This window comes from Pseudomonas sp. ICMP 8385 (assembly GCF_002699915.1).
Lineage (GTDB): Bacteria > Pseudomonadota > Gammaproteobacteria > Pseudomonadales > Pseudomonadaceae > Aquipseudomonas > Aquipseudomonas gessardii.
In genome coordinates this window covers 66963-88758 of the sequence record NZ_LKBY01000157.1, presented here as the reverse complement: position 1 = coordinate 88758, position 21796 = coordinate 66963, and the positions used below count along the sequence as shown (strand labels likewise).

The 21796-nt window shown below is 62.1% G+C and carries 18 protein-coding genes; 10 read left to right on the top strand and 8 right to left on the bottom strand.

Annotation, left to right across the window (positions count from 1 at the left end; genetic code table 11):
* Positions 1 to 266 precede the first annotated feature (266 nt).
* The 4 genes from xdhA to guaD all read left to right on the top strand — a co-directional run bounded on the left by xdhA (position 267) and on the right by guaD (position 6377).
* A complete protein-coding gene (xdhA, locus tag AO268_RS30415) occupies positions 267 to 1715 on the top strand; it encodes a xanthine dehydrogenase small subunit (protein ID WP_076961217.1) in 1449 nt (482 codons plus the stop codon).
* On the top strand, positions 1708 to 4107 hold the full coding sequence (gene xdhB / locus AO268_RS30410; protein WP_099170747.1) for a xanthine dehydrogenase molybdopterin binding subunit: 2400 nt from the start codon (positions 1708 to 1710) through the stop codon (positions 4105 to 4107). Before xdhA ends, xdhB begins: the two co-directional genes overlap by 8 nt.
* 115 nt (positions 4108 to 4222) lie before the next feature.
* Positions 4223 to 5065, top strand: a complete 843-nt coding sequence (xdhC, locus tag AO268_RS30405) for a xanthine dehydrogenase accessory protein XdhC (RefSeq protein ID WP_099170746.1) — start codon at positions 4223 to 4225, stop codon at positions 5063 to 5065.
* Positions 5066 to 5072: 7 nt separating this feature from the next.
* Entirely contained in the window at positions 5073 to 6377 is a 1305-nt protein-coding gene (gene guaD / locus AO268_RS30400) for a guanine deaminase (RefSeq protein WP_099170745.1), read from the top strand.
* Between the two features lie 64 nt (positions 6378 to 6441).
* Here the strand turns inward: guaD and AO268_RS30395 are convergent, their stop codons facing one another.
* Positions 6442 to 7206, bottom strand: coding sequence for a GntR family transcriptional regulator (locus tag AO268_RS30395; protein ID WP_099170744.1), 765 nt, complete (start codon positions 7204 to 7206; stop codon positions 6442 to 6444).
* Positions 7207 to 7426: 220 nt separating this feature from the next.
* Here AO268_RS30395 and AO268_RS30390 point away from each other — a divergent pair, with 220 nt between their 5' ends.
* Positions 7427 to 8617 (top strand): benzoate/H(+) symporter BenE family transporter, encoded by a 1191-nt coding sequence (locus AO268_RS30390; RefSeq protein ID WP_076961213.1) that lies wholly within the window; start codon positions 7427 to 7429, stop codon positions 8615 to 8617.
* Positions 8618 to 8668: 51 nt separating this feature from the next.
* Here AO268_RS30390 and AO268_RS30385 read toward each other — a convergent pair whose 3' ends face one another.
* Positions 8669 to 9013 carry a YggL family protein gene (locus AO268_RS30385; RefSeq protein ID WP_032863368.1) on the bottom strand — a complete coding sequence of 115 codons (345 nt, stop codon included), beginning with the start codon at positions 9011 to 9013 and terminating at the stop codon, positions 8669 to 8671.
* A gap of 236 nt (positions 9014 to 9249) precedes the next feature.
* Here AO268_RS30385 and dacB point away from each other — a divergent pair, with 236 nt between their 5' ends.
* Positions 9250 to 10710, top strand: coding sequence for a D-alanyl-D-alanine carboxypeptidase/D-alanyl-D-alanine endopeptidase (dacB, locus tag AO268_RS30380; RefSeq protein WP_076961212.1), 1461 nt, complete (start codon positions 9250 to 9252; stop codon positions 10708 to 10710).
* 149 nt (positions 10711 to 10859) lie between these two features.
* Here dacB and AO268_RS30375 read toward each other — a convergent pair whose 3' ends face one another.
* Together AO268_RS30375 and rlmKL are read right to left on the bottom strand one after the other, a co-directional pair.
* Positions 10860 to 13259, bottom strand: coding sequence for a sensor domain-containing diguanylate cyclase (locus tag AO268_RS30375; RefSeq protein ID WP_099170743.1), 2400 nt, complete (start codon positions 13257 to 13259; stop codon positions 10860 to 10862).
* A gap of 135 nt (positions 13260 to 13394) precedes the next feature.
* Complete coding sequence (gene rlmKL / locus AO268_RS30370) at positions 13395 to 15665, bottom strand: bifunctional 23S rRNA (guanine(2069)-N(7))-methyltransferase RlmK/23S rRNA (guanine(2445)-N(2))-methyltransferase RlmL (protein WP_076961210.1); 2271 nt, start codon at positions 15663 to 15665, stop codon at positions 13395 to 13397.
* A 534-nt stretch (positions 15666 to 16199) separates the two neighbouring features.
* Here rlmKL and rmf point away from each other — a divergent pair.
* Positions 16200 to 16415, top strand: coding sequence for a ribosome modulation factor (gene rmf / locus AO268_RS30360; protein WP_002553055.1), 216 nt, complete (start codon positions 16200 to 16202; stop codon positions 16413 to 16415).
* A gap of 118 nt (positions 16416 to 16533) precedes the next feature.
* Here rmf and AO268_RS30355 read toward each other — a convergent pair whose 3' ends face one another.
* From AO268_RS30355 to AO268_RS30340, 4 genes are all read right to left on the bottom strand, one after another.
* Complete coding sequence (locus AO268_RS30355) at positions 16534 to 17559, bottom strand: quinone-dependent dihydroorotate dehydrogenase (RefSeq protein WP_076961209.1); 1026 nt, start codon at positions 17557 to 17559, stop codon at positions 16534 to 16536.
* A 91-nt stretch (positions 17560 to 17650) separates the two neighbouring features.
* Positions 17651 to 18115, bottom strand: coding sequence for a transglycosylase SLT domain-containing protein (locus AO268_RS30350; protein ID WP_076961208.1), 465 nt, complete (start codon positions 18113 to 18115; stop codon positions 17651 to 17653).
* Positions 18112 to 18534, bottom strand: a complete 423-nt coding sequence (locus tag AO268_RS30345) for a winged helix-turn-helix domain-containing protein (RefSeq protein ID WP_257154487.1) — start codon at positions 18532 to 18534, stop codon at positions 18112 to 18114. Before AO268_RS30345 ends, AO268_RS30350 begins: the two co-directional genes overlap by 4 nt.
* 195 nt (positions 18535 to 18729) lie before the next feature.
* Positions 18730 to 19659 carry a secretin N-terminal domain-containing protein gene (locus tag AO268_RS30340; RefSeq protein ID WP_257154486.1) on the bottom strand — a complete coding sequence of 310 codons (930 nt, stop codon included), beginning with the start codon at positions 19657 to 19659 and terminating at the stop codon, positions 18730 to 18732.
* Between the two features lie 24 nt (positions 19660 to 19683).
* Between AO268_RS30340 and AO268_RS32555 the strand changes: the two genes are divergently transcribed.
* The 3 genes from AO268_RS32555 to AO268_RS30330 are packed head-to-tail and all read left to right on the top strand — an operon-like array spanning position 19684 to position 21707.
* Complete coding sequence (locus tag AO268_RS32555; RefSeq protein ID WP_141562860.1) at positions 19684 to 19899, top strand: hypothetical protein; 216 nt, start codon at positions 19684 to 19686, stop codon at positions 19897 to 19899.
* On the top strand, positions 19892 to 21118 hold the full coding sequence (locus AO268_RS30335) for a CmpA/NrtA family ABC transporter substrate-binding protein (RefSeq protein WP_076961204.1): 1227 nt from the start codon (positions 19892 to 19894) through the stop codon (positions 21116 to 21118). Before AO268_RS32555 ends, AO268_RS30335 begins: the two co-directional genes overlap by 8 nt.
* A gap of 13 nt (positions 21119 to 21131) precedes the next feature.
* On the top strand, positions 21132 to 21707 hold the full coding sequence (locus AO268_RS30330; RefSeq protein WP_076961203.1) for an ANTAR domain-containing response regulator: 576 nt from the start codon (positions 21132 to 21134) through the stop codon (positions 21705 to 21707).
* Positions 21708 to 21796: the final 89 nt, after the last annotated feature.

The window sequence follows — 21796 nt, the reverse complement described above, 5'->3', positions numbered from 1 at the left end:
TTTTCCCTTCAAAATCTGCTATCGGTACAAGGGCGGCAGTGTAGCGCAATCGCTGGGCCGACAACGCCGAATTTGGCATGAAATACGCAGACGATAAAGCCCAAGCGCCCCTGAAAACGGCGGTTACAGGGATCTGAACCATAATCAAAGGGGTTGCAACCGCACTTTCTTGACCTTTCGGTCAGAAAATCGTTGACCGAAAAGTCAGACATGACTAGATTCGGCGCAAAGCGGTTAACAACAATAATGAGTCTGCGAGGCCTTCCGTGATCCAGTTTTTACTCAACCAGGAGCTCCGTAGCGAGCATGCCCTGGACCCGAACCTGACAGTGCTCAACTACCTGCGTGAGCACCTGGGCAAATCCGGAACCAAGGAAGGCTGCGCCAGCGGCGACTGTGGTGCCTGCACCGTGGTGGTCGGCGAGTTGCAGACCGACGAGCAAGGCGCCGAGCAGATTCGCTATCGCAGCCTCAATTCGTGCCTGACGTTTGTCTCGTCCCTGCACGGCAAACAGCTGATCAGCGTCGAAGACCTCAAGCACCAGGGCCAACTGCACAGCGTGCAACAGGCCATGGTCGAGTGCCATGGCTCGCAGTGCGGTTTCTGCACCCCCGGTTTTGTGATGTCACTGTTCGCCCTGCAAAAGAACAGCGACGCCCCGGACAGCGCCAAGGCCCACGAAGCCCTGGCCGGCAACCTGTGCCGTTGCACCGGCTACCGGCCGATCCTCGCCGCTGCCGAACAAGCCTGCTGCAACAAGCCCCAGGACCAGTTCGACAGCCGTGAGGCGCAAACCATCGCCCGCCTCAAGGCCATCGCCCCGACGCAAACCGGTGAACTGAACAGCGGCGACAAACGCTGCCTGGTGCCCCTGACCGTCGCCGACCTGGCCGACCTTTACGACGCCTACCCCCAGGCCCGGTTGCTGGCCGGCGGCACCGACCTGGCGCTGGAGGTCACCCAGTTCCACCGCGTGCTACCCGTGATGATCTATGTCGGCAACATTGAAGCCATGAAGCGCATCGAGACCTTTGCCGACCGCCTGGAAATCGGCGCCGCCACCGCCCTCTCCGACTGCTACAGCGCACTGCACCACGAATACCCGGACTTCGGCGACCTGCTGCACCGCTTTGCCTCCCTGCAAATCCGCAACCAGGGCACCCTTGGCGGCAATATCGGCAACGCCTCGCCGATCGGTGATTCGCCGCCGCTGCTGATCGCCCTCGGCGCGCAGATTGTGCTGTGCAAAGGCAGCGTGCGCCGCACCCTGGCCCTGGAAGACTACTTTATCGACTACCGCGTCACCGCCCGCCAGGACAGCGAGTTCATCGAGAAAATCATCGTACCCAAGGGCCACACGCTGTTTCGCGCCTATAAGGTGTCCAAGCGCCTGGACGATGACATCTCGGCGGTCTGCGCGGCGTTCAACCTGAAGATCGACAACGGGGTGATCAGCGATGCCCGCGTCGCCTTCGGTGGCATGGCCGCCACGCCCAAGCGCGCGCAACATTGCGAGGCGGTGCTGATCGGCGCCACCTGGAACAGTGCCACCGTGGAGAAAGCCTGCGCGGCCCTGGCCGAGGACTTCACCCCGCTGTCGGACTTCCGGGCGAGCAAGGAATACCGCCTGCTCAGCGCACAGAACCTGCTGCGCAAATACTTTATCGAACTGCAAACGCCGCACATCGAGACTCGGGTGACCGCTTATGTCTAACCATCACGCCGTGGTAAAAACCCAAGCCGAAATGGCCGCGCTGTTTGCCCAGGACCTGACGTCCGGGGTCGGGCGTAGCGTCAAGCATGACAGCGCCGCCAAACATGTGTCGGGCGAGGCGCAGTACATCGATGACCGCCTGGAATTCCCCAACCAGTTGCACCTGTATGCGCGCCTGTCCGACCGCGCCCATGCCCGGATCCTCAGCATCGACACGGCGCCCTGCTACGCCTTCGACGGCGTGCGCATCGTCATTACCCACGAAGATGTGCCGGGCCTGAAAGATATCGGCCCGCTGATGCCCGGCGACCCGTTGCTGGCCATCGACACCGTGCAGTTCGTCGGCCAGGTGGTACTGGCCGTCGCCGCCCGCGACCTGGAGACCGCACGCAAGGCCGCCATGGCGGCGGTGATCGAATACGAAGACCTGGAGCCGGTGCTGGATGTGGTCGAGGCCTTTCGCAACAAGCATTTTGTGCTGGACAGCCACACCCACCAGCGCGGTGATTCGGCGCTCGCCCTGGCGAGCGCGAAACACCGCATCCAGGGCACCCTGCATATCGGCGGCCAGGAACACTTCTACCTGGAGACCCAGATCTCCTCGGTGATGCCCACCGAAGACGGCGGCATGATCGTCTACTGCTCCACCCAGAACCCCACCGAAGTGCAAAAGCTGGTGGCCGAAGTGCTCGACGTGTCAATGAACAAGATCGTGGTCGATATGCGGCGCATGGGCGGCGGTTTTGGTGGCAAGGAAACCCAGGCCGCCAGCCCGGCCTGCCTGTGCGCGGTGGTGGCGCGCCTGACCGGCCAGCCGACCAAGATGCGCCTGCCACGGGTCGAAGACATGCTGATGACCGGCAAGCGCCACCCGTTCTATATCGAATACGACGTGGGCTTCGACGACAACGGCCGCCTGCACGGGATCAATCTGGAGCTGGCGGGTAACTGCGGCTGCTCGCCGGACTTGTCGAACTCGATTGTCGACCGCGCGATGTTCCACTCCGACAACGCGTATTACCTGGGCGACGCCACCGTCAATGGCCATCGCTGCAAGACCAACACCGCCTCCAACACCGCCTACCGTGGCTTCGGCGGCCCGCAAGGCATGGTCGCCATCGAGGAAGTGATGGACGCCATCGCCCGCCACCTGGCGCTGGACCCGCTGGCGGTGCGCAAGGCCAATTACTATGGCAAGACCGAGCGCAACGTCACCCACTACTACCAGACCGTCGAGCACAACATGCTCGAAGAGATGACTGCCGAGCTTGAGGCCAGCAGCCAATATGCCGAGCGCCGCGCAGCGATCCGCCTGTACAACGCCCACAGCCCGATCCTGAAAAAGGGCCTGGCGCTGACCCCGGTCAAGTTCGGTATTTCGTTTACCGCCAGCTTCCTCAACCAGGCCGGCGCCCTGATCCATATCTACACCGACGGCAGCATCCACTTGAACCACGGCGGCACCGAGATGGGCCAGGGCCTGAACATCAAAGTCGCGCAAGTGGTGGCCGAGATCTTCCAGGTGGACATCGACCGGGTGCAGATCACCGCAACCAACACCGACAAGGTGCCCAACACCTCGCCAACCGCTGCCTCCAGCGGTGCCGACCTCAACGGCAAGGCCGCGCAGAATGCCGCCGAGACCATCAAGCAGCGCCTGGTGGAGTTTGCCGCGCGCAAATACGACGTCAGTGAGGCCGATGTTGAGTTCCACAACGGCCATGTGCGGGTGCGCGAGCAGATCCTGACGTTCGAGGAACTGATCCAGCAGGCGTATTTCGCCCAGGTGTCGTTGTCGAGTACCGGCTTCTACAAGACCCCGAAAATCTTCTACGACCGCAGCCAGGCGCGGGGCCGACCGTTCTACTACTTCGCCTTCGGCGCGGCCTGTTGCGAAGTGATCGTCGACACCCTGACTGGCGAGTACAAGATGCTGCGCACCGATATCCTCCACGATGTGGGCGCCTCGCTGAACCCGGCCATCGATATTGGCCAGGTGGAAGGCGGCTTTATCCAGGGCATGGGCTGGCTGACCATGGAAGAGCTGGTGTGGAACAACAAGGGCAAGCTGATGACCAATGGCCCGGCCAGCTACAAGATCCCGGCGGTGGCGGACATGCCCCTGGATTTGCGGGTCAAGCTGGTGGAAAACCGCAAGAACCAGGAAGACACGGTGTTCCACTCCAAGGCTGTGGGCGAGCCGCCATTTATGCTCGGGATTGCCTCGTGGTGCGCGATCAAGGATGCGGTGGCGAGCCTGGGTGACTATCGCCATCAACCGAAGATCGACGCACCGGCGACCCCGGAGCGGGTGTTGTGGGGCTGTGAGCAGATGCGCCAGTTGACCGCTGCGAAGGCTGTTAAAACCGAAACCGAGTTGGCTTCGCTCTAGACCGAGGCGCTGCTATCGCGGGCAAGCCCGCTCCCACAGGGGAATGCATTCCATATGTGGGAGCGGGCTTGCCCGCGATGACGGCCGAACTGACAACAGAAATGTTGAGGTAGACATGAACAACTGGATCAGCGCCCTCGCCGACCTGCAACACCAGGGTGAACCCTGCGTGTTGGTGACCATCATCGAAGAGCTCGGCTCCACGCCGCGCAACGCCGGTTCCAAGATGGTGATCAGCGCCGCCCGGACCTTCGACACCATCGGCGGCGGCCACCTGGAATACAAGGCCATGCAGATCGCCCGCGATATGCTCGCCAGCGGTCAGCACAACACCCATCTGGAGCGCTTCAGCCTCGGCGCCAGCCTCGGCCAGTGCTGCGGCGGCGTGACCGTGCTGCTGTTCGAGCCCATGGGCCAGGTACAGGCGCAGATTGCCGTGTTCGGCGCCGGCCATGTCGGCCGCGCGCTGGTGCCACTGCTGGCCAGCCTGCCGTGTCGGGTGCGCTGGATCGATTCGCGGGAACAGGAATTCCCGGAGCATATCCCCCAGGGCGTGCGTAAAATCGTCAGCGAAGAGCCGGTCGATGAAATTGCCGACCTGCCGGTGGGCAGTTACTGCATCGTCATGACCCACAATCACGCGCTGGACCTGGAACTCACCGCCGCCCTACTCAAGCGCAATGACTTTGCCTACTTCGGCCTGATCGGCTCGCAGACCAAGCGCGTCAAATTTGAACACCGCCTGCGTGAGCGCGGCTTTGACCCGGTGCAGCTGCAACGCATGCGCTGCCCCATGGGCCTCACCGAGGTGAAGGGCAAGCTGCCGGTGGAAATCGCCATTTCCATCGCCGGCGAGATCATCGCCACCTATAACGCCAACTTCGGCCAGCACACCGCGAGCGCCGAACCCATTGCCAAACTGCTGCCGGCCTCGCGCCGCAGCCAAGCTACCCATTGAGACGACCATGCCTTTGACTCGCAAAGCCTACCGTGCCGCCATCCTGCACAGCCTCGCCGACCCCGCCATCGTTGGGATCGAAGCCTCCTACGAGTATTTTGAAGACGGCCTGTTGGTCATCGATAACGGCCAGATCAGCGCCCTGGGGCATGCCAGCGACTTGCTGCCGACGCTGGCGGCCGACATCCAAGTCACCCATTACCAGGATGCGCTGATCACCCCCGGCCTGATCGACACCCATATCCACCTGCCGCAAACCGGCATGGTCGGTGCCTACGGCGAACAGTTGCTGGATTGGCTCAACACCTACACCTTCCCTTGCGAAAGCCAATTCGCCGACCAGGCCCACGCCGAAGAAGTGGCGGATATCTTTATCAAGGAACTGCTGCGCAACGGCACCACCACCGCCCTGGTGTTCGGCAGCGTGCACCCGCAATCGGTCAACTCATTCTTTGAAGCCGCCGAGAAGCTCGACCTGCGCATGATCGCCGGCAAGGTGATGATGGACCGCAATGCGCCGGACTACCTGACCGACACCGCCGAGTCCGGCTACCAGGAAAGCAAGGCGCTGATCGAGCGCTGGCACGGCAAGGGCCGTTTGCACTACGCCGTCACGCCGCGCTTCGCCCCCACCAGCACCCCGGAACAGTTGACCCTCGCCGGGCAATTGCTGGGGGAATACCCGGACCTGTACATGCAGACGCACATCAGCGAAAACCTGCAGGAAGTGCAATGGGTCAAGGAACTGTTCCCGGAGCGCAGCGGCTACCTGGATGTGTACGACCATTACAAACTGCTGGGTGAACGTTCGGTATTCGCCCATGGCGTGCACCTGTGCGACGACGAGTGCGCGCGGCTGGCCGAAGCCGGTTCGGCCGTGGCGTTCTGCCCAACGTCGAACTTCTTCCTCGGCAGCGGCCTGTTCAACCTGCCGATGGCCGAGAAGCACCAGCTCAATGTGGGCCTGGGCACGGACGTGGGCGGTGGCACCAGTTTCTCGCTGCTGCAAACGCTGAACGAAGCCTACAAGGTCATGCAATTGCAGGGCGCACGCCTGAGCCCGTTCAAGTCCCTGTACCTGGCGACCCTGGGCGGTGCCAGGGCGCTGCGCCTGGAAGACAAGATCGGCACCCTGCAGCCGGGCACCGACGCCGACTTCCTGGTCCTGGACTACAACGCCACGCCGCTGCTCAGCTATCGCCTGAAGCAGGCCAAGCACATTGCCGAGACGTTGTTTGTATTGATGACGCTGGGGGATGATCGAGCGGTGATGCAGACGTATGCAGCGGGCCAACTGGTGCATCAGCGCTGACTTTGAAGGGCACCCCAAACCAATGTAGGAGCTGGCTTGCCTGCTCCCACATTTTTGGTCGGGTTTACAGTTTTATAGAGGGGCGGCCCGGCTTCTTGGTCTGCAACAAATGCGAGAACACCGCATGCAAATCATCCGATGCGCTTTCCTCATCGAGGTTAAGCTTGCTGTCGATGTGATCCATGTGATGCATCATCAGGTTCACCGCCAATGCCGCATCCCGGGCTTCGATAGCGTCGATCAACTGGGTGTGCTCGTCGTAGGAACAGTGTGAGCGGTTGCCGCTTTCATACTGGGCGATGATCAGCGAAGTCTGGGATACCAGGCTGCGCTGGAAGCTGATCAGCGGGGCATTTTTTGCCGCCTCGGCCAGTTTGAGGTGGAACTCGCCGGACAGCCGGATACCCGCGCCGCGATCGCCACGGGAGAAACTGTCGCGCTCGTCGTTGACCATCTGGCGTAATTGGGCCAGTTCTTCGGCCGAGGCATGCTGCACTGCCAACTCGGTGATCGCCCGCTCGACCAGGCGCCGGGCCAGGAAGACCTGGCGGGCTTCCTCGACACTGGGGCTGGCCACCACCGCACCCCGATTGGGGCGCAACAACACCACGCCTTCATGGGCCAGGCGCGACAAGGCGCGACGGATGATGGTACGGCTGACGCCAAAGATCTCGCCCAGTGCTTCTTCACTCAATTTGGTGCCGGGCGCCAGGCGTTGTTCGAGGATGGCCTCGAAGATATGCGCGTAGACGATATCGTCCTGGGTTCCACTGCGACCGGCCTTACCGGCTCGCGGCTGTTTCTTGAGGGGCTGCAACTGTTCGTTCATGGGCACTCGGGTCGGGAGAACGGCGGCGAATTGACGTTGACTGTAATAAGCGTACAGCGGGTCGCTGGCAAGTATCGCGTAAAAACAGTGCACATTGTACACAACCCATTGCGCCAACACACTGTACGGCTGTTTGCGCGGCCGGCTGTATTGCAACAGTCAGTTACGTTTGAGTTTAGGCTTGCCTCCCCGATTTCCCAGGTACAAGGAATACCGCACCATGACCGACGCGCCCCTGACGCCACTGCGTCCACTGGCCGACACTTCGCCTTCGGCCATCGTCGCCGGCTTTATCGCCATGATGACCGGATACACCAGCTCCCTGGTGCTGATGTACCAGGCCGGCCAGTCTGCGGGCCTGACCACCGGGCAAATTTCCTCGTGGATCTGGGCGATCTCCATCGGCATGGCAGTGTGCAGCATCGGCCTGTCCCTGCGCTACCGCACGCCCATCACCATCGCCTGGTCGACCCCCGGCGCGGCGTTGTTGATTACCAGCCTGGGTGGGGTCAGCTACGGCGAGGCCATCGGCGCCTACATCACCTGCGCCGTACTGGTCACCCTCTGCGGCCTCACCGGCAGCTTTGAAAAACTGGTCAAGAAGATCCCCGCCTCGCTGGCCGCCGCGCTGCTGGCCGGGATCCTGTTCAAGATCGGCAGCGAGATCTTCGTCGCCGCACAGCACCGCACGGCCCTGGTACTGGGCATGTTCTTTACCTACCTGATCATCAAGCGCCTGTCGCCCCGGTATGCTGTGCTGGCCGCGCTGCTGATCGGCACGGCCTTGTCCGGGCTGATGGGGCTCCTGGACTTCAGCGGGTTTAGCCTGGAAGTGGCGACGCCGGTGTGGACCACGCCGCACTTCTCCCTGGCCGCGACCATCAGCATCGGTATTCCGCTGTTTGTGGTGGCAATGACCTCGCAAAACATGCCGGGGGTTGCGGTCTTGCGCGCCGACGGCTACGACGTGCCCGCCTCGCCGCTGATCACCGCCACCGGCCTGGCTTCGCTGGTGCTGGCGCCGTTCGGCTCCCACGGCATCAACCTGGCAGCGATCAGCGCGGCCATCTGCACCGGGCCCCATGCCCATGAAGACCGTAACAAGCGTTACACCGCAGCGATGTGGTGTGGGATTTTCTACGGGGTTGCCGGGGTATTTGGCGCGACCTTGGCGGCGTTGTTCGCTGCACTGCCCAAGGAACTGGTGCTGTCGATTGCCGCATTGGCCTTGTTTGGCTCGATCATCAATGGCCTGAGCATTGCCATGAATGAGCCCAGGGAACGGGAAGCAGCGCTGATCACCTTTATGGTCACGGCGTCGGGGTTGACGCTGTTTTCCATCGGCTCGGCATTCTGGGGGATTGTCGCGGGGGTGTTGACGCTGGCGATTCTGAACTGGCGCAAGGCCTGATTATTACCCTGAAACGAAAAAGCGACCCGGGCGGGTCGCTTCTTCATGACATCAGACAGCCGGGTTGATCGGCTTTTCTGGGTGCCAGGCGTCCAGCAATTCGCTGACTTCAACGCGGGTCAGCTCTGGGCGAGCCTTGAGCCACGCTTCAACGGCTGCACGCTGCTCAGCGGTCACCGAACCACGAGTGGCTTTGCAGACCAGACCGAAGTCGTCGCCGCCCACGTAGTCCAGGCCGTTGCCATCCATTGCTTCGGTCAGGAAGGCGTCGAGGAAAGCGTCAACCGCTTCGTCGTCCAAACCTTCTTTGAAATCCAGGTTCAGTTCGAAACCCAGCTCTTGAAATTCATCAACGCACAGTTTTTTGCGCAGACGCCGGGAACGGTTAGTCGCCATTGGAACAATCCTCTTAAGTATTAACGGCCGGCACTCTACCAGTTTAAGGCGATCATTGCCCGGCAATCCAAGACGGGTGGCACCATAGCGCGAAAAAAATCCGTCATTTGCAGCTATCGTTGAAGCACAAGTCGCCCTACCTTGGGCATAATGCCGACACTTTCATGACCACTGGGGGATTTTCTTACATAGCCCCCGCCACATTCACCCTCCTCTGCAGTAGGGTCTTACTTCTTATGATCAAATCCTTGCGTCCATTATTACTCGCCAGTTTCCTTTTGCCCCTGGCCCTCTCTGTCACCGCCGCCCCGATCAATACCACCCTGCCCCCCAAAGTCCAGGAAGCCCTGCAGAAAGCCAAACTGCAAAACAATGCGCTGTCCCTGGTGATGATCCCACTCAATGGCCCCGGCACCGCCACGGTGTTCAATGCAGACGTCTCGGTCAACCCGGCGTCGACCATGAAGCTGGTCACCACCTACGCGGCCCTGGAAATGCTCGGCCCCAACCATCAGTGGAAAACCGAGTTCTATACCGATGGCACCCTCAGTGGCGGCGTCCTGCGGGGCAACCTGTACCTCAAGGGCGGCGGCGATCCCAAGCTGAACATGGAGAAACTCTGGCTGCTGATGCGCGACCTGCGCGCCAATGGCGTACAGCAAGTCACCGGCGACCTGGTGCTGGACCGTGGCTTCTTTATCCAGCCGCAATTACCGGAATTCAACGACGACGGCAACGATGCCAACAAGCCGTTCCTGGTCAAGCCGGACGCCCTGCTGGTCAACCTCAAGGCCCTGCGCTTCGTGACCCGCAATGATTCAGGAAAGGTGTTGGTCTCGGTCGAACCGCCGATTGCCAGCATTCAGATCGACAATCAGGTCAAGGCCACCAACGCCAAGCAGTGCACCGGGGACGTGCGCTACAACCCGGTTACCGCCGCCGACGGCAGTGTCACTGTGACCGTCAGCGGCCAGTTGGGCGATGGCTGCAGCTCGCAGACGTATCTGTCGCTGCTCGACCATGCCACCTACACCGCAGGCGCCGTGCGCGCGATCTGGAAAGAGTTGGGCGGCACGATCCAGGGCCGCGACGTGCTGGCCCCGGTGCCGAAAACCGCCAAGGTCCTGGCCCGGACATTCTCCCCGGACCTGGCCGAGATCATCCGCGACATCAACAAATACAGTAACAACACCATGGCCCAGCAACTGTTCCTCAGCCTCGGCGCGCAATACCGCACCGATGCCGACGGCGACGATGCCAAGGCCGCGCAACGCGTGGTACGCCAGTGGCTGGCGAAAAAGGGCATCACCGCGCCGCACCTGGTGATGGAGAACGGTTCCGGCCTGTCCCGTGCCGAACGGGTAAGCGCCCGGGAAATGGCGACCATGCTGCAGGCCGCCTGGAGAAGCCCGTATGCGGCCGAGTTCATCAGCTCGATGCCGATTGCCGGCAGTGATGGCACCATGCGCAAGCGCCTGAAAACCACGGCCCTGCGCGGTGAAGCCCACGTCAAGACCGGCACCCTGAACACCGTGCGCGCGATTGCCGGCTTCAGCCGTGACAACAATGGCAATACCTGGGCGGTGGTGGCGATCCTCAACGATCCGAAGCCATGGGGCGCCTCGTCGGTGCTGGACCAGGTGCTGCTGGACCTGTATCGCCAGCCGAAGCTGGCGGCGGCCGCACCGGGCCTATAGATGCGGACTCAATGTGGGAGCGGGCTTGTGTGGGAGCGGGCTTGCCCGCGATGGCGGTGTATCAGGTGCCAAATGTGCTGACTGACCCACAGCTATCGCGGGCAAGCCCGCTCCCACACAAGCCCGCCCCCACATTCGGCATACGGTACTCAGGCAGGCAACCGCTGCGCCTCGACCCGATCCCGACCCGCCTGCTTGGCCGCATACACCGCCGAGTCCGCGCGCAGCAACAAGCTATCCACGCCCTCATCGACCCGCCAACTGGCCACGCCGAAACTGGCCGTTACCGTCCCAACGCCGTCCATCGGCGTACTGCGCAGCACTTCCCACAAGTCAACCGCCAGGCTGTAGGCCTGGACGCCATCGGTGTTCGGACACAGCACCATGAACTCCTCGCCCCCCAGGCGACAGAACACATCACTGCGGCGCACGCGCAGGCGGATACGCCGACACAGTTCCTGCAGCACGCCATCCCCCACCGCATGCCCATGCTGGTCATTGATGCGCTTGAAGTGATCGATATCCAGCATGATCAGCGCCAGTGCCCCCGATGTGCGTCGGACCCGGCTCATTTCGGCCTTCAAGCGGTCCTGGAAGTAGCGACGATTATGGATCCCCGTCAGCGAGTCGGTGATGGACAGTGCTCGCAGCTCTTCCTCCACCCGTTTGAGATCGGAGATATCCGACACATAGCCATGCCATAGCGTACCGCCGCCAGGTAACTCTTCCGGCGTCGCCTCGCCACGGATCCAACGCAAGCCCCGCCCCGGCAGTTGCACCCGGTACTCTTCGCGCCAGTGGCTCAATTGCAACGCTGACAGGCGGATGGACGCGCGGATGCGTTCAGCATCCTGGGGATGGATACGCTCAAAGACTTGCTTGGCATCCTGTTGCAGCAACCCCGGGTCGATTTCGTAGATATCGCGGATACCGTCGCTGGCGTAGATAAACCGCCAGTTGTCATTGGGTTCAAGGGTGAACTGGAAGATCCCGCCCGGCACATGGGCACTGAGTTTTTTCAGTAAGCGATCCCGCGCCGCCAGGGCCTCATAAGCGCGTTTCTGTTCGGTGACATCCAGGCAGATCGCCAGGTGGCCGACCCACAAACCATGATCGTCAAGCAAGGCCGTGGCCAGCATATTCACGGTCAACTGGCTACCGTCCTTGCGTACCAACGTCCACTCCCGCGCCTCATGCAGGCGGTCGATGCCCTCCACCAGCATCGCCTGGCCGGGCATGATCCGTTTGCCCAGCGCCAGGCTCAACTGCACCGCACGGGCTTCCAGTTCGGGCGCCAGGTGCAGGCTTTCGAGGGTCATGTGACCGAGTACCTGGTCAGCCTGATAACCCAGCATCTGCTCGGCCCCCGCATTGAAGGTGCTGATCACGCCACGCAAGTCCGTGGCAATGATCGCCACCTGGGTCGCGGCATTCAGCACACTGCGCAACTGACCATGGGCACCGCGCAACTCATACTCGCGCTGGTGCAATTGCCTGGTGCGCTGCTGTACCAGCCTCACTGCCCGCTGACGCTGGCTGACCAGTACGTAGAGCAAGGCGCTGAGCAACAGGCTGAGCAAACAGCCCATGACCAGGATACTGGTGAACGCGGAATGATTGGCCTGGGTGAAGACCTGGCTGGGGCGCAGGCTCAGGGCGTAGACATGATCGCCCAGGGTCAGCCGGCGGATCGCCTCCAGGCTGCTATCGCCCACGGCATTATCCGACTCATAGAGCACCCGCTGCTGGGTATCGGAAGTATCGACAATCTGCATCACCAGGTTATCGCGCGCGGGCTTGGGCAAACCATCGGCCATCAATTGGCGCATGCTGATCACCGCCATGACGAAACCGTAGGGTTCGTTGTAGGGCATTTGCGCGGTGAACGGTCGAATAACGGGCGCTACCAGCAACACCCCCATGGCATACGCCGGCTCCACCCCCACCAGCGACATGGGCTGGGACACGGCGATGGTCCCGGAACGGTACGCCCGCTCGATCGTCGAGCGGCGCAGTGGCTGGGCCAGCAGGTCGAACCCCAGGGGCGAGCCGAGCAGGCTTTGGGTCTGGCTGTACATCACCGGCACATATTCGTCACGCTCCCCCGCCGGCACCAGCGCCCCGGCCTCGTTCAGCTCGCGAATGGCGAAAGACGTACCGCGCTGACGTGACACCTGTTGTTCAAACGCCTGGCGCTGATCGCGAAATATACGTGGCGCCCAGGCATAGGCGCGCGCGCGCAACAGCAACGGCTGGGCGAACCCATCGAACTCTTCGCGGGACACATCATGGGAGTTGACGAAAAAGCGACGCAGGCTGCCCAGGCGCTGTTCCTGGTCTTCAAAACGCTCTTCCAGGCGGCTATAGCGTTCGTTGACCAATAGCTGAAAACGCTGGCGGACCTGCTGGCGATGCAGATCGGCCGTGGCCAGTGCCAGCACGACGGTGAGCGCCACACCCACCAGCACAACCACCAACGCCACCAGCCAAGCCGACGCCTGTTCGCTGATAAATCCCAGTATTTTCGGGCGGACGGCTTGCAACGGCATAGGTAAAACTCGCAACACCAGCGTGCAGGGGCGCCACTTTGGCTAAGAGGTTAGTTATAGCCATCGAGTCCACTTTTGACCAGCGCAAAAAAGCCGCGAACCCGGAAAAATCCAGGCCTGCGGCTTCAAGGCCGATCAACGCGCGGTGATTTTCCAGGCGCGGTGGATTTTCGCGTTACGGGCAAAATCCGGGTCGATGGTTTTATCGCTGATGTCCTCGACGGCATAACGCTCGCCCAGGTTGTCTTCCAACTGGAACTTGCGGAAGTTGTTGGAGAAGTACAGCACCCCGCCCGGTGCCAGGCGGGCCATGGCCAGGTCGAGCAATTGCACATGGTCACGCTGGACGTCGAACACACCTTCCATGCGCTTGGAGTTGGAGAAGGTCGGCGGGTCGATGAAGATCAGGTCGAACTCATCACGGCTGGCTTCCAGCCATGCCATCACATCCCCCTGCTCCAGGCGGTTCTTGTCGGAGAAGCCATTGAGTGACAGGTTGCGCCGTGCCCAGTCCAGGTAGGTTTTCGACAGATCGACGCTGGTGGTGCTGCGCGCACCGCCCTTGGCCGCGTGCACACTGGCGGTAGCGGTGTAGCAATACAGGTTGAGGAAGCGCTTGCCGGCGGCTTCTTTCTGGATGCGCATGCGCATCGGGCGGTGGTCGAGGAACAGGCCGGTGTCCAGGTAGTCGGTCAGGTTGACCAGCAGCTTCACCCCGCCTTCGCTGACCTCGGTGAACTTGCCCTGGGCGCTCTGGCGCTCGTACTGCTTGGTGCCGCTCTGACGCTCGCGGCGCTTGACCACCACCCGGCTCTTGTCGATGTTCAACGCCTGGGGAATCGCGGCCAGGGCATCGAACATGCGCGCCGAGGCTTTCTCCGGGTCGATGGATTTGGGCGCCACGTATTCCTGGACGTGCACCCAGTCGTGGTACAGGTCGATGGCCATGGAGTATTCCGGCATATCGGCATCGTACACGCGGTAGCAATCGACCCCCTCGCGCTTGGCCCACTTGCCCAGCAGTTTGAGGTTCTTTTGCAGGCGGTTGGCAAACATCTGCCCGCCTTCGCTCAAGCGCGCCTGCTCAACCACCGGAGCCGGGACCGGCGCGGGCTTGATCGGGTTGCCGTTCTTGTTGTACTGGCGCTCTTGCGGCTCGGTCGGGGCCTGGTCGTAGGCGGCCTGCTCACGTTCGGCCTGGCGCTGTTCCGGGGTGCGGCGCTCGCCGGTGACGAACTGGTCCGGGTTGACCTTGATCAGCAGCAGCTTGCACGGCAAGGCGCCGTTCCAGAACGAGTACTGTTTGTGGCTACGAATGCCCATGCGCTTGCCCAGGTCCGGGGCGCCGGTAAACACCGCCGCTTCCCAGCCCATGCACGCCTGGCGCAGACGCTCGCCAAGGTTCTGGTAGAGGTACAACAGGCTGGCTTCATCACCCAGGCGTTCGCCGTAGGGCGGGTTGCAGATCACCAGGCCTTTCTGGTTCTGGTCCGGGCGCGGCTCGAAGGTGCCGACTTCGCCCTGGTAGATCTTGATCCAGTGGCTCAGGCCAGCACGCTCGATGTTGTTGCGCGCGGGCTGGATCAGGCGCGGGTCGGCTTCGTAACCACGGATCCACAGGGGCGGCTTGTTCATGCCGATAGCCGCACGCTCGCTGGCCTCGGTATGGAGTTTTTTCCACAGGGCCGGCACATGGCCAAGCCAGGCGGTGAAGCCCCACTGTTCGCGATTGAGGTTGGGGGCCATGTCGGCGGCGATCATCGCGCCTTCGACCAGGAAGGTGCCGACGCCGCACATCGGGTCGGTCAGCGCGCCATTTTCCGCGGCAATGCGCGGCCAACCGGCACGGATCAGAATCGCCGCCGCGAGGTTTTCCTTCAACGGTGCCGCGCCCTGCTGCAGGCGGTAACCGCGCTGGTGCAGGCTGTGGCCGGACAGGTCGAGGGAGAGGATCGCTTCGCCACGGTCCAGGCGCAGGTGAATGCGCAGGTCGGGGTTGATCTTGTCGATGGACGGACGTTCGCCGGTCGGGGTGCGCAGCTTGTCGACAATCGCATCCTTGACCTTCAGCGCGCCGAAGTGGGTGTTGTCGATGCCCGAACCGTGGCCGCTGAACTCCACCGCCAGGGTGCCATCCGGGACCATATGGTCTTGCCATTCGATATCCAGTACGCCGTGGTACAGGTCTTCGGCATCCTTCATCGGGAAGCGCTTGAGCACCAGCAACACACGGTTGGCCAGGCGCGACCAGAGGCACAGGCGATAGGCGGTTTCCATGTCGGCCATGCCGCGCACGGCCGAGGTGTGCTCGCGCGCGTCTTCAAGGCCAAGCCCGACGGCTTCCTCGATCAGCAGGCCTTCGAGGCCCTTGGGGCAAGTGAGGAAGAGTTCGTAACGGTCCGACATGGGGATTCCAGGCTTTTCAGCAATAAGTGAACGGGCGACGCATCGCGCGTTCGGTTTTCAATCAAGCGCTTTTCTTGAAGAGCGCTCGCGTGGCACGAATGTGTGCCGTTCCACCCCGGTGTCCAGGCCTGTAGGCCTTGATTGCCGGGGCAGATCGAGAATGTTTGCAACAAAAGGAAATATTCCGACCCTTCGTCGAATAATAACCGACTGCAAGCAGCGGGTATTCTCACTGAAGGATTAAACCCATCCTCCTATACAGGGCACATCATAGCTGGCTTTGCCCAATAAATGGGGCGAAAAGCCCCACCAGCTTATGGCTATAGCATCATTATCGTTACGTGCTTATGACAAAACGATCATTGAAACCATGTGACCTATTGGTTAGAACTCAACACAGGTTAGCGCCGCAACGACGCTGACACATCGGCTCGCCACGCCGGCAGCGAGCCACACCAACGGCAGAAAAACTCTGCCCGACCTCGGACGAGGTCGAAGGATATCAAGACAGTCAACAAGTGAGGGAAACACCCTATGAGAAGACTTAAGCGTGATCCGTTGGAAAGAGCATTTTTACGCGGATATCAGTATGGCGTTCATGGCAAATCCCGTGAGCTTTGCCCATTTACTCTACCGTCAGTACGCCAAGCCTGGATCAACGGCTGGCGCGAAGGACGCGGCGACAACTGGGACGGTATGACCGGCACTGCGGGGATCCACAGACTCAACGAACTTCACGCCGTCGGCTAATCAGGGCACTTAAATTCCGACAAACACCTTGAAGAATGTAACAACTTAACCACGCACGCCCCATCCGGGCGGCGGGCTTCGGCCCAGGGGCTCCTTCGAGGAGCCCTTTTTTATGGGTTCAGGCTTTGGGTAACGCCGCGATGGCGTCCACCGCCTGGCGAATCAACGCCGGCCCCTTGTAGATAAACCCAGAATACAACTGCACCAGGCTGGCACCGGCGGCGATTTTCTCGGCCGCGTGTTTGCCTTCGGTGATCCCGCCCACGGCAATGATCGGTAAACGCCCGGCCAACTCGGCCGCCAGCACCTTGACGATATGGGTGCTCTGGTCACGCACCGGCGCACCGGACAGCCCACCGGCCTCGTCACCGTAGGCCAGGCCTTCGACGCCGGCACGGCTGAGGGTGGTGTTGGTCGCAATCACCGCGTCCATCCCCGAATCCACCAGGGCCTGGGCCACCAGCACGGTTTCTTCGTCGCTCATGTCCGGGGCGATCTTGATCGCCAACGGCACGCGCTTGCCATGGCGTACCGCCAGGTCTTCCTGGCGCTGGCGCAGGGCTTCAAGCAGTTGCTTGAGGGAATCGCCAAACTGCAGGCTGCGCAGGCCCGGGGTGTTGGGCGAGCTGACGTTGACCGTCACATAGCTGGCGTGGGCGTAGACCTTGTCCAGGCAGATCAGGTAGTCATCCACCGCACGTTCCACGGGGGTATCGAAGTTCTTGCCGATATTGATCCCCAGGATGCCCTTGTATTTGGCGGCCTGCACCCGCGACAGCAAGTGATCGACCCCCAGGTTGTTGAAGCCCATGCGATTGATGATCGCCTCGGCCTCCGGCAGGCGGAAAATGCGCGGTTTGGGATTGCCTGGCTGTGGGCGCGGCGTAACCGTGCCGATCTCGACAAAGCCAAACCCCAACTGCGCAAAGCCGTCGATGGCCGCGCCGTTCTTGTCCAGGCCAGCCGCCAGGCCAACCGGGTTGGGGAAGTCGAGCCCCATCACCGACACCGGCATCTTCGCCGGCGCCTTGCACACCAGGCCATTGAGCCCCAGGCGGCCACCCGCGCCGATCAGGTCCAGGGACAGATCGTGGGAAGTTTCCGGGGAGAGTTTGAACAACAGCTGGCGGGCCAGGGTATACATGGGCGGGCTTGACTCGGATGGCGGCGAAAGGTGGCGGCGATTATAGCCGGGGTGGCGGGTACGTGCGAGGCATGGCACACCCGACGCTCGTTCATCCTTTGCGGTGGGCCATCAATTCTTCGTAGCGCGCCCAGATCTTCTGCGCATAACGCAGACGCAGCGCGTCACGCTCGGGCCCAGCGCCTGGCCCGACGTTGTAGGCCCCCACGGCGGTCCAGTTGTAGCCAAACTGCTTGATGAAGTCGGCCAGGATCGAGGCTCCCACCTCCACCGACAGGCACGGCTCATCCAGCAGTCGCTGCTCGGTAATCCCCAGCTTGAGCAGGCGCGGCAGATGGATGCTGTTGATTTGCATCAGGCCAATGTCGCGGGTGCCGTTGTTATTGCTGTAGTTCATGGCTTCGGCGCGATAGCCAGACTCCACGGCGGCAATGGCCTGCAGCAACTCCGGCTCGATATCGTACTGGCGGGCGACCTCGGCCCAACAATAAGCCCTGGCCTCACTCGCCCCACCCAGGATAAACAGCAGCAACCCCAGCCTGGCGGCTCGCCTCATACCCGCTCGACACCCAGTTCGGCGCACCATCCACAGGCCGGGCAAATACGGGGTGGGGCACTTACCGTCGGCGCCGCCTGGTCAGGCCGTTCGATCACCCGCACCCGGCCATTGAAGCGATAGCCGCGGCCATACACCGTCGCAATCAATCGCCTGTCGCCCTGCATTTGCTTGCGCAACGCGTAGATGCAACGGGTCAGGGATTCCTCGGCAATATCGGCATGGGGCCAGACCTGCTCCAACAGATAGTCTTTGGTGACCAGTACGCCGGGCGTGGCCAGCAACAGGCGCAAGACATGAAACTCCTTGGGCGGTAACTGAATGTCGCGACCGTCGGCGGTCAACCTGCCATCACCCTGCAACTTCCAACTACCAAAGGCCAGGGAGACCATGGCCAGGCCATCAATTGCAGCAACCATTCAAACCTCTGTTCCTGTCTGACATTCACGGCGCCTTGACTTTGGAGATCGCAACGCCTGGGAGATATCACGACTATAGAAACCCGCCGCCAATTTCACGCTAGGAAAAAGCCCGCTGCATCAAAGTTTTCCGGGAGTGTTTCGTAGGAACTTTCAAGACCATCGCCCCCCGTTCGGGGCTGGCCATGCTGGGGTTCATTGCTCGGCGATGCGCGCAAATGCACGCCGCACACGCTCGTATTGATCGACGCTCAGGGGGGTCGAAACGGGGGGAGCCGAAACGCCATTAACCCCCGCCAGGGTCTTCTGCGACGCAGGCCCATCCGAAGCCACCTCCACCGCGAGCGTGGGTATATCCAGCTCGGCCACCAGTTTCTTGATAAGCCATAATTGCTGCTCGCTTCCCTTGATCAACAGGCTGTTGGTCTGCGGGTAGGCGATAATCGTTGCGCCAAGGCCTGCCTTCAGCCCCAGATCGGCAAGCCGTCGTTCGAGCAGCGTCGCCATGCCGGGCACGGTAACGTGTTGCGCCCCCGTGCCGGACTGATGGTCCGCGACGTCGACATTGAACACCTGGACGACCCCCACTCGCGGCAAGCCCTGGTGCCGTGCCGGACGCGGGCGGTCCATAAGCTGGGCCAGGCGCAAAACGTGATCGACGTAATTGGCGGGGCCTGACACATAAAACAATCGCGGACCGGCCTTGCGCAGGGGGTAGCGCGTCTCATCCAGCCCCGAGCGCGCCATGACCTGGCGCAACCTGTCGACCGTCAGATGCCGCAGGATCACCCCGGAACTCTTGGCCTCGCTCGCGTCATACAGATGCAGCACCTGGCCGTCGCTGTACCAGATCAGTTCGTGCTGCAACGCCACCGCCTCCAATACCGCTTGCGCATTGGCAAAATCAAACTGCCCGGTAATGCGCTTGCCCGCCGCCTGCCTGCTGACCACGATGGGCTGGCCCAAGGGCAACGCGAGCCGACTGAAAAAGCCTTGCAGGCTTTCGTCCCACACCAGGGAGGTCTCGCCCACGGCAGGCAGGGCATTGAATATCAACAACCCGCCCAGCAGCCCGCGCTGCAGAAAGGCACGGCAGGTGGCTGCGGTCAGTCGATCAAGGAGCACGCTGGGTTTCCTGGGTGGCGTTGCATGAAGGAGCGCCATAGTGAAAGGCCACTGCGCGGCAATCTTGATGAAAACCTGATCGGCCACCGCTCCCCCACACGCCGTGGCATGTGCCTTGCTTTGGTTGCATATCGCGGCCCGCGCCAACGACGCAACGGGCTCAAGGACAAAGGTGTCGTGACCGGCCGGGGGCTGGAGCGGCGCCTTTTTTTCACACAGAAGGTAGGTGTTGATGATTGATCAGGTCGGCAACAGCCAGGCCAATAACCCCCTGGCCTGGGTCAACGGCAGCGATGCCCCGGAAAAGAGCAGCCTCGACCTGGGCTTCATGGCCTTGAGCGATTGCGCCTCGCTGGTGGTCGCGGCGACCCAGGGGTTTGCCCAGCCCTATGGCCTGACCTTGAACCTCAAGCGCCAGTCATCCTGGGCCGGCCTGCGCGACAAGCTGGTCAGTGGCGAACTGGACGCCGCCCATAGCCTGTACGGCCTGATCTATGCCGTGCACCTGGGCATCGGCGGCGTTGCGCCGACCGACATGGCAGTGCTCATGGGCCTGAACCAGAACGGCCAAGGCATCAACCTGTCCCAGGGCCTACAGCAGCAGGGCGTGACCCGCCCTGAGGCGCTGGCGCGCAAGGTGCACCAAAGCCGCACAAAACTCACCTTCGCCCAGACGTTTCCCACCGGCACCCACGCCATGTGGCTGTATTACTGGCTGGCCAGCCAGGGCATTCATCCACTGCGCGATGTCGACAGTGTGGTGGTGCCGCCGCCGCAGATGGTCGCGCACCTGCAAGCCGGGCGAATCGACGGCCTGTGCGTCGGCGAACCCTGGTGCGCCAGTGCGGTGCAGCAGAACCAGGGCTTTACCCTCGCCACCAGCCAGGCGATCTGGCCGGATCACCCGGAAAAAGTCCTGGGCTGCACCCAGGCGTTTGTCGAGCAATACCCCAACACCGCCCGCGTGCTAGTGATGGCGATCCTGGAGGCCAGCCGCTTTATCGACGACAGCCTGGAGAACCGGCGCTCCACCGCGCAACTGCTCAGTGCCAGGGATTACCTGGACGCGCCCCTCGACTGCATCGAGCCGCGCCTGCTGGGGGCTTATGACGATGGCCTGGGCAACCACTGGCAAGACGGGCACGCGCTGCGCTTCCATGGCGGTGGCGAGGTCAACCTGCCTTACCTGTCCGACGGCATGTGGTTCATGACCCAGTTCCGCCGCTGGGGGCTTTTGCGTGAAGACCCCGATTACCTCGCGGTTGCCCGGCAGGTGCAGCAACTGGCGCTCTATCGCCAGGCCGCAAGCGCGGTGGGTGTAGCGGCCAGGGGCGAGGACATGCGCAGCAGCCAATTGATCGATGGCAAGGTCTGGGACGGCTCGGACCCGGCCGGCTACGCCCGCAGTTTCCGCCTGCATGCCCTGGCCGACGATGTTGTCCGCCACGCCCTGCGCTGAAGGGAGGCCACCCATGCTGCGAATCCTGCTGATCAATGACACCCCGCGCAAAGTCGGGCGCCTCAGGAGCGCGCTGACCGAGGCCGGCTTTGAGGTGATCGACGAATCCGGCCTGACCATCGACCTGCCGGCGCGCGTCGAAACGGTGCGCCCGGATGTGATTCTGATCGATACCGAGTCACCCGGGCGCGATGTGATGGAGCAAGTGGTGCTGGTGAGCCGCGACCAACCGCGGCCCATCGTGATGTTTACCGACGAACATGACCCCGGGGTGATGCGTCAGGCGATCAAATCCGGGGTCAGCGCCTACATCGTCGAAGGGATCCAGGCCCAGCGCCTGCAACCGATCCTCGACGTGGCCATGGCGCGCTTCGAGAGCGACCAGGCCCTGCGTGCACAACTGCAGGCCCGCGACCAGCAACTGGCGGAACGCAAGCGCATCGAGCTGGCCAAGGGCTTGCTGATGAAAATGAAGGACTGCAACGAGGAACAGGCCTACACCCTGATGCGCCGCCAGGCCATGAGCCGCCAGCAGAAGCTGATCCAGGTGGCGGAGCAGATTATTGCCATGAGTGAGTTGTTGGGTTGAGACAGCGGCATCTACAAAACCGCCATCGCGGGCAAGCCCGCTCCCACATTGGAATGCATTTTAAATGTGGGAGCGGGCTTGCCCGCGAT

What these genes read in the sequence shown, in the direction of transcription:
- xdhB (WP_099170747.1), top strand. Translation starts at nt 1,708, where the DNA reads ATGTCTAACCATCACGCCGTGGTAAAAACCCAAGCCGAAATGGCCGCG.
- xdhC (WP_099170746.1), top strand. Translation starts at nt 4,223, where the DNA reads ATGAACAACTGGATCAGCGCCCTCGCCGACCTGCAACACCAGGGTGAA.
- guaD (WP_099170745.1), top strand. Translation starts at nt 5,073, where the DNA reads ATGCCTTTGACTCGCAAAGCCTACCGTGCCGCCATCCTGCACAGCCTC.
- AO268_RS30395 (WP_099170744.1), bottom strand. Translation starts at nt 7,206, where the DNA reads ATGAACGAACAGTTGCAGCCCCTCAAGAAACAGCCGCGAGCCGGTAAG.
- AO268_RS30390 (WP_076961213.1), top strand. Translation starts at nt 7,427, where the DNA reads ATGACCGACGCGCCCCTGACGCCACTGCGTCCACTGGCCGACACTTCG.
- AO268_RS30385 (WP_032863368.1), bottom strand. Translation starts at nt 9,013, where the DNA reads ATGGCGACTAACCGTTCCCGGCGTCTGCGCAAAAAACTGTGCGTTGAT.
- dacB (WP_076961212.1), top strand. Translation starts at nt 9,250, where the DNA reads ATGATCAAATCCTTGCGTCCATTATTACTCGCCAGTTTCCTTTTGCCC.
- AO268_RS30375 (WP_099170743.1), bottom strand. Translation starts at nt 13,259, where the DNA reads ATGCCGTTGCAAGCCGTCCGCCCGAAAATACTGGGATTTATCAGCGAA.
- rlmKL (WP_076961210.1), bottom strand. Translation starts at nt 15,665, where the DNA reads ATGTCGGACCGTTACGAACTCTTCCTCACTTGCCCCAAGGGCCTCGAA.
- rmf (WP_002553055.1), top strand. Translation starts at nt 16,200, where the DNA reads ATGAGAAGACTTAAGCGTGATCCGTTGGAAAGAGCATTTTTACGCGGA.
- AO268_RS30355 (WP_076961209.1), bottom strand. Translation starts at nt 17,559, where the DNA reads ATGTATACCCTGGCCCGCCAGCTGTTGTTCAAACTCTCCCCGGAAACT.
- AO268_RS30350 (WP_076961208.1), bottom strand. Translation starts at nt 18,115, where the DNA reads ATGAGGCGAGCCGCCAGGCTGGGGTTGCTGCTGTTTATCCTGGGTGGG.
- AO268_RS30345 (WP_257154487.1), bottom strand. Translation starts at nt 18,534, where the DNA reads ATGGTTGCTGCAATTGATGGCCTGGCCATGGTCTCCCTGGCCTTTGGT.
- AO268_RS32555 (WP_141562860.1), top strand. Translation starts at nt 19,684, where the DNA reads ATGAAGGAGCGCCATAGTGAAAGGCCACTGCGCGGCAATCTTGATGAA.
- AO268_RS30335 (WP_076961204.1), top strand. Translation starts at nt 19,892, where the DNA reads ATGATTGATCAGGTCGGCAACAGCCAGGCCAATAACCCCCTGGCCTGG.
- AO268_RS30330 (WP_076961203.1), top strand. Translation starts at nt 21,132, where the DNA reads ATGCTGCGAATCCTGCTGATCAATGACACCCCGCGCAAAGTCGGGCGC.